The 9,552-nt window shown below is 40.1% G+C and carries 12 protein-coding genes; 8 read left to right on the forward strand and 4 right to left on the reverse strand.

The genetic code is table 11. The features are described from left to right. The 3 genes from UC75_RS11755 to UC75_RS11765 all read left to right on the forward strand — a co-directional run. Positions 1-279, forward strand: a 279-nt coding sequence (locus UC75_RS11755) for an urease accessory protein UreF (RefSeq protein ID WP_322842898.1), incomplete at its 5' end; no start/stop codon positions are given. Between the two features lie 24 nt (positions 280-303). After that, the gene (gene ureG, locus UC75_RS11760) at positions 304-918 is read left to right on the forward strand and encodes an urease accessory protein UreG (protein WP_002117800.1); all 615 of its coding nucleotides are present in this window, start codon (positions 304-306) and stop codon (positions 916-918) included. Positions 919-927: 9 nt separating this feature from the next. Next, positions 928-1,497 carry a HupE/UreJ family protein gene (locus UC75_RS11765; protein ID WP_049837696.1) on the forward strand — a complete coding sequence of 190 codons (570 nt, stop codon included), beginning with the start codon at positions 928-930 and terminating at the stop codon, positions 1,495-1,497. A gap of 41 nt (positions 1,498-1,538) precedes the next feature. Here UC75_RS11765 and rsmD read toward each other — a convergent pair whose 3' ends face one another. Next, entirely contained in the window at positions 1,539-2,090 is a 552-nt protein-coding gene (rsmD, locus tag UC75_RS11770; RefSeq protein ID WP_049837697.1) for a 16S rRNA (guanine(966)-N(2))-methyltransferase RsmD, read from the reverse strand. Beyond that, a complete protein-coding gene (mrdA, locus tag UC75_RS11775; RefSeq protein ID WP_049837698.1) occupies positions 2,090-4,111 on the reverse strand; it encodes a penicillin-binding protein 2 in 2,022 nt (673 codons plus the stop codon). Before mrdA ends, rsmD begins: the two co-directional genes overlap by 1 nt. A gap of 235 nt (positions 4,112-4,346) precedes the next feature. On the opposite strand from mrdA, the gene UC75_RS11780 reads away from it, so the two are divergent. The 4 genes from UC75_RS11780 to UC75_RS22555 all read left to right on the forward strand — a co-directional run bounded on the left by UC75_RS11780 (position 4,347) and on the right by UC75_RS22555 (position 7,189). After that, complete coding sequence (locus tag UC75_RS11780) at positions 4,347-4,865, forward strand: hypothetical protein (RefSeq protein ID WP_005303385.1); 519 nt, start codon at positions 4,347-4,349, stop codon at positions 4,863-4,865. 61 nt (positions 4,866-4,926) lie between these two features. Continuing rightward, the gene (locus UC75_RS11785; protein WP_004793941.1) at positions 4,927-6,240 is read left to right on the forward strand and encodes a membrane protein; all 1,314 of its coding nucleotides are present in this window, start codon (positions 4,927-4,929) and stop codon (positions 6,238-6,240) included. Between the two features lie 86 nt (positions 6,241-6,326). After that, positions 6,327-6,980, forward strand: coding sequence for an adenylate kinase (gene adk / locus UC75_RS11790; protein WP_005303386.1), 654 nt, complete (start codon positions 6,327-6,329; stop codon positions 6,978-6,980). 71 nt (positions 6,981-7,051) lie between these two features. Beyond that, positions 7,052-7,189, forward strand: coding sequence for a hypothetical protein (locus tag UC75_RS22555; protein ID WP_004793939.1), 138 nt, complete (start codon positions 7,052-7,054; stop codon positions 7,187-7,189). A 37-nt stretch (positions 7,190-7,226) separates the two neighbouring features. Here UC75_RS22555 and nth read toward each other — a convergent pair whose 3' ends face one another. Continuing rightward, positions 7,227-7,916, reverse strand: coding sequence for an endonuclease III (gene nth / locus UC75_RS11795; protein ID WP_005048343.1), 690 nt, complete (start codon positions 7,914-7,916; stop codon positions 7,227-7,229). Continuing rightward, on the reverse strand, positions 7,917-8,708 hold the full coding sequence (locus tag UC75_RS11800; RefSeq protein WP_049837699.1) for an RnfABCDGE type electron transport complex subunit B: 792 nt from the start codon (positions 8,706-8,708) through the stop codon (positions 7,917-7,919). A 272-nt stretch (positions 8,709-8,980) separates the two neighbouring features. On the opposite strand from UC75_RS11800, the gene UC75_RS21420 reads away from it, so the two are divergent. Next, positions 8,981-9,552, forward strand: a 572-nt coding sequence (locus tag UC75_RS21420; protein ID WP_322842899.1) for a Glu/Leu/Phe/Val dehydrogenase dimerization domain-containing protein, incomplete at its 3' end; no start/stop codon positions are given.

Below are 9,552 nucleotides of genomic sequence, written 5' to 3' on the forward strand. Positions count from 1 at the left end.
TATGCACAGCTCTGTGGTCGACTTGGGCTTGCCGACATTGACGTGCTCACAGCTTATACCTTTACCGTTTTAGAAAATCAGGTTCTGGCTGCGGTAAAAACTGTACCTTTAGGGCAAATGGCTGGACAAAGAATTTTATGGCACTTACATGGTTTAGTGCCCCAAGCTGTGGAAAAAGCCTTACAACTTGCTGATGAGCAATTGAGTAGTGCTTTACCCCGTTATGCAATGCTGAGCATGAAACACGAAACACAATATTCACGGTTATTCAGATCTTAAGTTTAGGAAAGAAGGATAAAAATCATGACAGAACGTAGTCCATTACGAGTTGGAATTGGCGGACCGGTAGGTTCTGGTAAAACTGCGCTTACACTTAATTTATGTTTAGCCTTACGTAATAAATACAACATGGCTGTGGTGACAAATGATATTTACACCAAAGAAGATTCAAACTTTTTAACCCGTAACGAAGCGATGTCGCCAGATCGTATTGTGGGTGTAGAAACAGGTGGTTGCCCTCATACAGCAATTCGTGAAGATGCTTCAATTAACTTGGCTGCAATTGATGATTTGTGTGAAAAGTTTGAAGGCTTGGAGCTTATTATTATTGAAAGTGGTGGTGATAATTTGGCTGCAACATTTAGTCCGGAGCTTTCTGATTTAACTCTATATGTGATTGATGTCGCAGGCGGAGAAAAAATCCCTCGTAAAGGCGGGCCGGGTATTACCAAATCAGATTTACTGATTATTAATAAAACAGACCTTGCACCAATGGTCGGCGCAAATCTTGATGTGATGGATCAAGATGCGAAACGCATGCGCGGAGAAAAGCCATTCTTATTTTCAAATATGAAAACCCAAGATGGTCTTGAAGAAATCATTCAATTTATCGAGAAGCAAGGGCTGTTTAAAGCTTAAGGAGAGATTATGAACTTCATTAAAAAATGGGGCATAGGGCTCCTTGCATTATTGCCGGCACTTGCAATAGCACACCCAGGACATGACCATGAACATTCTGGTTTTATAGCGGGTTTTATTCATCCATTTACTGGCTTAGATCATTTAATCATGGCTTTGGCTTTTGGTGTTCTACTCTGGTCGGCAGCTAAGCAATGGAAAATTGCAGGTGTCATAACTTTAAGTGTAACCCTCATTATTGGCTTTTTAATCGGTGCTCAAGGCTTAGTCCCTGTAAATGTTGCTGAATATGGAATTGTTGCTTCTTTAGTCGTTACAGCAATTGCACTATGGACAAAATCAAATCGGATTTTACCTATCGCCGCGGCATTACTTGCGAGTTTTCATGGCATAGCGCATGGTGTTGAATTAGCACACTCAGGCCATGTTGTTGCATTAGTAATGGGTATAGTTTCAGCTATGGCTTTAATTTATTGTGGTGGCTTAGCATTGGGTGCTGCACTTACACGATATGTGCCATATGGCAAAAAAATTGTTGGCGCCTGTGCAGCAGTTGTTGCAGTGATTGGATTAAGTTAGTCATCATTTCGAAATTAAAAGGTAGCTTTAGGCTGCCTTTTTTATTCAGCTACTTTTTGATAAAGCCCTGCGTGAACGGTACCAGCTTTCGTTGTTTTAACTTGTTGCCATGTTGAAGGGAGGAGAAGCTGAGATAAATCTCGATCAGCTTCAACATAAATATACCCATTCTTTTTAATATGCGGTTCTGCCAAGTTCGAAAGCTCTTGCCATAAATCTAGACTATAAGGAGGGTCTAAAAACACAACATCAAACTGTTCTTTTAAACGGGGTAAAGCTTGCTGAGCAGTCGCATTGATTAAATGACAGTTTTTGGCTTTTAATAGCTCAACATTATCTTTTAAAAAACGTGCCTGAGTTTTGTCTGGTTCAATCATATAAACTGACGCAGCACCACGCGACAACGCTTCAAAACCTAATGCGCCAGAGCCTGTGCAAATATCAAGTACATGCGCATTTTGAATATCCCACATGAGCCAGTTAAACAGAGTTTCGCGTACTCTGTCTGGAGTTGGGCGTAAGCCCTCAATGCTAGCGAAGGGAAGTACTCGTCTTTTCCAATCGCCACTAATAATGCGTAATTGATTCTTCATTATTCATCGACCTCATTGGTTGCAGGGCGAGCTGGTGTAGCCTGTGGTGTTGAGGCTGTAGGTGCAGTTGAAGTAGCTGATGCTGCTGGAGTAGAGCTAGCAACATCGCCGCCGCTTGATAGCTCACCTGGCTTAATTCCAGCGGTCATTAGTCCACCATTGACTTGATGGTTTGCTGGTCGAACTGGGTTTTTCTTACGAGTTAATAACCAGTAATCAAAAATAGGTCTTGCAAGTTGAGCAGCAGAACCACCATGACGACCATTTTCCCAAATCACGGCAATCGCAATTTCTGGCTTATCAGCAGGTGCAAATCCAACGAATAAACCATGGTCAAGTTGGCGTTCGCTTAGGGCTGCTTCATTGTAGCGTTTACCCTGAGCAATACTTTTAACCTGCGCAGTTCCTGTCTTTCCTGCAATTTGATAGAGAGGTGTACGAATGCCTCGACCAGTACCTGATTGAATTACATCAATCATGGCATCGCGCATTTGAATCCAGTCTTCATCTGTTCCGTTGAAGTTGATTTTGCCATCAGGTGCATTACGTACAGTAAATGGTTTTGCACCATGCGTTGCACGTAAAACATGAGGGGTGACATGAGAACCATGATTGGCTGTAATTGCAGTCGCCATAGCAAGTTGTAAAGGTGTCGCTGTAAATGCACCTTGACCAATACTCACCGAAATCGTTTCACCTTTCATCCATTTGGCTTTGCGAGTACGCATTTTCCATTCAGGATTTGGGTAAAGACCTTCACTTTCACTTGGTAGGTCGACACCTGTTTTTTGACCGAACCCAAATTGACGCATCCATTGGTTCATTTGATCAATACCCATTTGGTGGGCAAGAATATAAAAATAGGTGTCACATGACATAATGATGGCTTTATGCATGTTTACGATACCATGACCGGTTTTTTTCCAGTCGCGGAACTTATGCGAATCGCCTGGTAAGTGGAAATAGCCTGGATCAGAAATGGCTGTTGACCAGTTTACAATACCGTAGTGTAAGCCGCCCATCGCTTCCATTGGTTTAATGGTAGAACCTGGAGGGTATGCACCTTGTACCGCACGGTTATAAAGCGGTTGATCTAAATTATCACGTAAAGAACTATAATCTTTATGGTTAATACCCGTCACAAATAAATTAGGGTTGAAGCTTGGACTAGATACTAAAGCCAGAATTTCACCCGTACGAGGGTCGATAGCAACAATGGCACCACGACGGCCTGCGAGCTGTTGAGATGCAACAACCTGTAAACCATAATCTAAAGATAAATAGAGGTCATTGCCGCGAGTAGGATCTTTACGGCCTAAATGGCGTAATATGTTACTGTGAGCATCTGCTTCAACAGATTCGTAACCTGGTGTTCCGTGTAGCAAATCTTCATAGCTTTTCTCAACGCCAATCTTTCCAATCAGGTTGGTTCCAGCATATAAATCTTTATCAATACTTTTTAATTCTTTATCGTTAATGCGCCCTACATAACCAATCACATGAGCAAATAATTCACCGTGTGGATAGTAACGGGTCATCTGTGTTTCGATTCTTACGCCGGGAAATTTATATTTAGCTTCACTAAACTTGGCAATATTGGCTTCAGTTAGATTAAGTTTAATTGCGACACGTTCAGTTTTTCGAGCAGTTTTTATACGACTTTTGAAACGATCAATATCTTCTTGTGTGAGATCTAAAATAGGTTGTAACTGCTCAACAACATGGTCAGCATCTTCTACATCGGTTTTACTTAAAGTTGCTGTAAAAACAGGATAATTATCTGCTAGTAATACACCATTTCGATCATAGATATAACCACGAGCAGGTGGAAGTGGCTGTAAGCGAATTCGGTTTTTATCAGATGCTGTAGAAAACTCGTCGTAGTGAAAAATTTGCAGATAAGCGTATCGGCTAATCAGCACTAATAAGCAAACGATAACAAGGCCTACGGCAAAAAAGATTCGTCCTCGATAAATGCGCTTTTCTTGCTGGATATCTTTTAAAGGAAAGTGCTGCTTCATAAGGATCGACTTAATGACATAGGGTGGAAAAATAGCTGCTTATTCTAACGCAAGAGCGCTTAAAATATTGCATAATTTTCAAAGTTTCCGTGCATTTCGATAAGATACGTTTTGACTTTGTAGACAACAAAATTGTAGATACTTGTATATAAGAAGCAAAATAATTCTGTTAAAGTCTCTCATTCAATAGAATAGGGTTGTTCTCACCATACGATTAGGGAAAATGGAGAAAATAATGAGAAAAATTTATCCCTTACTTGCAGTTCTGACGGTAAGTAGTTGGGCTCATGCTCAAGACTATTCGTTTCTTCCAGAAGCAAAATTAACAGGACATACTGCATCTACGTGGAATGTGGGTGCCGGTTTTACACAAAAACTATTACATTTAAACGGCGAATGGGTAAATCCTTATGGGATTGCCTATGCCAAAGTTGGCGCATTTTTGAATGGTGACAAAACTGCTGGTGGCCAAGTCGGGTTTCGATATCCGTATTATCTTACCGGCACAGATAAAAATGGTTACTATATTGGTTTTTATGCTGGGCATCTCGATAGTAAAGAGGTCGATGGTGATTATAAGTCCCGTTTAGGCGCTGGTGTCGATTTAGCCTATGTATTGTTGAATTCAGAAAGAATTAGTACTTTTAGTGTGGGTATTGGCGCGGCGGAAAAACTAACTGACCAGAATGGGGCAGTTGCTGCGGATACTAAACCACAAATTCAATTTTCTTATTCTCTAAGTTTTGGTTTATAAAACAAAGCAGTTTATCTTTAACTCGCCATAAGCAGAGCACAAATAAATACGAGAGTCTTACATGTTAGAGTACGTCAGCGGATTGTGGCAGACCTTTTTACACAGACCTGATTTTTGGGCCGTTTTGAGTATCATTCCAGTCACTGCCTTTGTTACATGGGCACACGTTTGGATGGCTTTGAAAATGGTGTTTTACCCAATTAAATTTTGGGGATTCCATTTAGGTCCATTACCCGTAGGTTGGCAAGGTATTGTGCCACGTAAAGCTGGGCGTATCTCGGGTATTATTACCGACAATACATTATCTAAGTTAGGTTCATTGCGTGAATTTTTAGAGGCAATGGACCCTGAAGATATGGCACGCATTATAGGTGAGCAGGTTGGATTTGAACTTGAACATCTGATTGATGAAGTCATGATCGATCGTAATGCCGTACTTTGGGAAAATTTACCTTATTCAATTAAACGCCGTATTTATGCACAGGCGCATAAACAATTACCAGGCGTGTTAAGAGAATTAGTGACTGAGCTGACCATGAACGTCGAGTCACTGGTTAATATGCGTGAAATGGTAGTGAGCCAGATGGAAGGTGACCGCCGTTTAATGGTACGTATGTTCTTAAAAGTTGGGCAAAAAGAAATCAACTTTATTTGGCATATTAGTGCTTTAATTGGAATGTTCTTTGGTATTTTCCAAATGATTGTTTGGTTTGTCGTACCTTGGCACTGGACTGTACCTTTTTGGGCTTCAATTTGGGGCTTTTTAACGAACTGGATCGCGATCTGGATGGTATTTAATCCGATTGAACCACATTACATTCGTTACCCACAGATTTTTAGACTAACAAAAGATCGTAAGTTCCCTTGGATTGTACCCGTTCTTCGAATTGGGACTTATAATTTCCAAGGTGCTTTCATGAAGCGTCAAGAGGAAGTCTCTGACGTGTTTTCAAGCGTAGTAACAGAAGATTTAATTACGTTAAAATCGATTATGACCGAAATGATGTATGGACCACGTAAAGATAAGACCCGCCGCATTGTGAAGCGTCATATTAACGAAATTATGGAAACACCGTTAGTTCGTACATCTTTACAGCTTTCTTTAGGGCCAAGAGAGTACGCAAGATTAAAGACGGACTTGATTGATCGATCAATTGAAATTACGATGGGACCCGTATGTGACCCAGCGCTGAACGCAAGCCGGGCACAGAAGATTTTTCAAATGTTTAAAGAGCGTATTCGCGAACTGACACCAAAAGAGTTTCAGAATTTGTTACGTCCTGCATTTCAGGAGGATGAGTGGATTCTTATTGTACTAGGTGGGGTAACCGGATTTATTGCTGGTACAATACATTTGTTTGTGGCTTTCTTATAATTCGACGTCGGGCAGGATCTATTGAAGATTAACGAGACTTTTTCTGCCGGACTTCATATTCATTGTTTTAAATGAGGATGTTTTTTATGCGCATTATTTTACTCGGACCACCTGGAGCAGGCAAAGGGACTCAGGCTCAGTTGATCTGTAAGCGCTACAATGTCCCACAAATTTCAACCGGTGATATGCTCCGTGCTGCAATTCGTGAAGGTACTGAATTAGGTCTAAAAGCTAAAAGTGTAATGGAATCTGGTGGCTTGGTTTCAGATGAACTTATTATCGGTTTAGTAAAAGAACGTATTGCTCAGCCTGATTGTGTAAATGGCTGCATTTTCGATGGTTTCCCACGTACTATTCCACAAGCTGAAGCTTTGGAAAAAGAAGGGATTAACATTGATCACGTAATTGAAATTGATGTTCCTGACGAAGAAATCGTACAACGTCTTTCTGGTCGTCGTCAGCATCCAGCTTCTGGCCGTGTTTATCATACAGTTTACAATCCACCTAAAGTGGAAGGTAAAGATGATGAAACTGGAGAAGATCTTGTTCAACGTCCAGATGACCAAGAAGAAACAATCCGTAAACGTTTAGCTTCTTATCATACAGAAACTGAGCAATTGGTTGGATTCTATCAAAGCCGTGCTGCATCTGGTGAGAACGCACCGACTTATGACAAGCTTGATGGCTTGCGTACAATTGAAGATGTACAAAAAGATTTGTTCAACATCTTAGACAAATAATTTAATATTGTTTGTGATAAAGAGCCCTCTTTGTGAGGGCTCTTTTCTTTCATTCAGTGCAGGAGAACAATATGAAAATCATATTGATTTTGGTGGTATTGCTAAGTCTGGCACTCGTCATATTTTTAAGTTATCAGAGCTATAAAATGCTTAGACAGGTACAAAAACAAGCAAAAGAAGAGCGTAACGAGAAAAAACGTCTAAAGTAAGATTGACTGGGTATATTACCTATACCCAACCATATTTTTAAGCTTCAATATTTTTAATAGCAATTTGCTTTTGTGCACCAAATTCAAAGCGATCAGGCCAGTTGCAAACATCTGCAACTACACATTCAGCACATTTAGGTTTACGGGCGATACAACAATAGCGGCCATGCAATATGAGCCAGTGATGTGAATCTAAAATAAATTCTTTAGGAATGACCTTAATTAAGCGGTGCTCAACTTCAAGTACATTTTTACCTACGGCTAAGCCAGTTCGATTTCCCACTCGGAAAATATGGGTATCGACAGCCATAGTCGGTTGTCCAAAAGCTGTATTTAAAACAACATTTGCGGTTTTACGTCCGACGCCCGGTAAAGCTTCCAAGTCTTTTCTGTTACTTGGAACTTCGCCGTTAAATTGTTCCATTAAAATCTTACAGGTCTTAATGACATTTTCGGCTTTAGCGTTGTAAAGGCCAATTGTTTTAATATATTCCTTTAACCCATCTACGCCTAGGTTATAGATTTTCTCGGCTGTATTAGCCACAGGGTAAAGTTTATCAGTTGCTTTATTCACACTCACGTCGGTCGCTTGAGCTGACAACATAACTGCAATGAGTAACTCAAAAGAAGATGAGTATTTTAACTCGGTTTGAGGAGAGGGCCGTTGTTCACGAAGGCGTTCAAAGAAAATTTGAATCTGCTTTTTCGTCATATTTTTGACAGCCATTCAGACCTCCTGTAATTGCATGAGTTGCTGTTGTAGTTCTTCGAGTTGAAGACGTTTTTTAGCATCTTCACGTACACCTAGCTGTTTTTCCAGTTTCTTAATTTGTGTACGAATTTTAGCTAACTCAATTGTAGTTTTAGCATCAGTTGGCACAGTCTCTTTAGGTTTCTCAATGAGTTCAATTGAAGGTAATTCATCAAGTGCCTGAGAAAACTGCGCAAACAGTTGAGTATCAATTTCAGCACGTACCACAGGCCCTTTACGGTGACTGCGACGCTTTTCTTCACGCTGAATGTGAGCGTAATAACGTTGTCTTAAATCATTTTGCTCTGCAGTACGTTGTTGTTCATTTGGTAAAGCTTGCGTGTCTTCAACCAAATCAATGCAATCTACGGGACATGGTGGAATGCATAACTCACAACCTGTACATAAGTCAGTCAAGATGGTATGCATGAGCTTACCACTGCCAATAATAGCATCTACAGGACAAGCACTAATACATTTGGTGCAGCCAATACATTCATCTTCACGAATAATTGCTTTCATGCGCTGCGGTCGGCCATCTGTTTGTACAGGCCATACGCTTCTTTCAGCAGTTAATGGAGAGCGATTTAATAGGTTTGCGAGTGCATCAGCAACAGGTTGTCCACCTGGAACACATTTATTTGCTTCTTCACCTTCAGCAATCGACTTTGCGTAGGGTAGACATCCATCACGATGTCCACATAGACCACATTGTGTTTGTGGTAATAACGCATCAATCTCGCGTATGAGAGAAATAGATGAATTCATAGTGGGCAAATAGCTTGGTTAAAACGATGCGATAATGAAGAAAAACCTAAGTAAGGTCAATGGATTTTAACGAATTTATCGGGTTTTTAATTGACCTAAAATGTCGCTAATATTGCACAATAATAGATCAATAAAAGTGAAAAGTTAAATGACTATTTCTTATCTTTAAGTAGTTTTTCTGAAAATAAGTTTTTGATAATTAAGGTTAATAAAATAATTTAAAATAACTATTGTTAAAATTGATGGAAAGGGATTTAATATTTTGCTGCTAAATGATGCATTTAATAATGTATTGCACCAATTTAATTCATTACTATGCTGAGGACCGTGCATTGAAATATAACAACCTGAATGAATTCCTGAATTACGTGCAAGCGCGTGATCCGCATCAACCTGAGTTCTTACAAGCTGTCGAAGAAGTAATGACGAGTTTGTGGCCCTTTATTGAAAAAAATCCGGAATATGCAGAGCAGGGTTTGTTAGAACGCTTAGTTGAGCCTGAGCGTGTGATTCAATTTCGTGTTTCATGGATGGATGATCAAGGTCAGACTCAAGTTAACCGAGCTTTCCGTGTTCAATACAATTCAGCAATTGGTCCATTCAAAGGGGGAATGCGTTTCCACCCATCGGTCAATCTATCAATTTTAAAATTTTTAGGTTTTGAGCAGACTTTTAAAAACTCCCTTACCACCTTACCAATGGGTGGAGGAAAAGGTGGTTCAGATTTCGATCCTAAAGGTAAATCTGATGCTGAAATTATGCGATTCTGTCAGGCATTAATCATTGAGCTTTATCGCCATTTAGGACCAAATACTGATATTCCTGCGGGAGATATTGGTGTGGG

The organism is Acinetobacter sp. V2 (genome assembly GCF_001188385.1).
Lineage (GTDB): Bacteria > Pseudomonadota > Gammaproteobacteria > Pseudomonadales > Moraxellaceae > Acinetobacter > Acinetobacter oleivorans.

Bases quoted from the DNA above. Each gene is read 5' to 3' on its own strand.
- ureG (WP_002117800.1), top strand. From the start codon at position 304: ATGACAGAACGTAGTCCATTACGAGTTGGAATTGGCGGACCGGTAGGT.
- UC75_RS11765 (WP_049837696.1), top strand. From the start codon at position 928: ATGAACTTCATTAAAAAATGGGGCATAGGGCTCCTTGCATTATTGCCG.
- rsmD (WP_049837697.1), bottom strand. From the start codon at position 2,090: ATGAAGAATCAATTACGCATTATTAGTGGCGATTGGAAAAGACGAGTA.
- mrdA (WP_049837698.1), bottom strand. From the start codon at position 4,111: ATGAAGCAGCACTTTCCTTTAAAAGATATCCAGCAAGAAAAGCGCATT.
- UC75_RS11780 (WP_005303385.1), top strand. From the start codon at position 4,347: ATGAGAAAAATTTATCCCTTACTTGCAGTTCTGACGGTAAGTAGTTGG.
- UC75_RS11785 (WP_004793941.1), top strand. From the start codon at position 4,927: ATGTTAGAGTACGTCAGCGGATTGTGGCAGACCTTTTTACACAGACCT.
- adk (WP_005303386.1), top strand. From the start codon at position 6,327: ATGCGCATTATTTTACTCGGACCACCTGGAGCAGGCAAAGGGACTCAG.
- UC75_RS22555 (WP_004793939.1), top strand. From the start codon at position 7,052: ATGAAAATCATATTGATTTTGGTGGTATTGCTAAGTCTGGCACTCGTC.
- nth (WP_005048343.1), bottom strand. From the start codon at position 7,916: ATGGCTGTCAAAAATATGACGAAAAAGCAGATTCAAATTTTCTTTGAA.
- UC75_RS11800 (WP_049837699.1), bottom strand. From the start codon at position 8,708: ATGAATTCATCTATTTCTCTCATACGCGAGATTGATGCGTTATTACCA.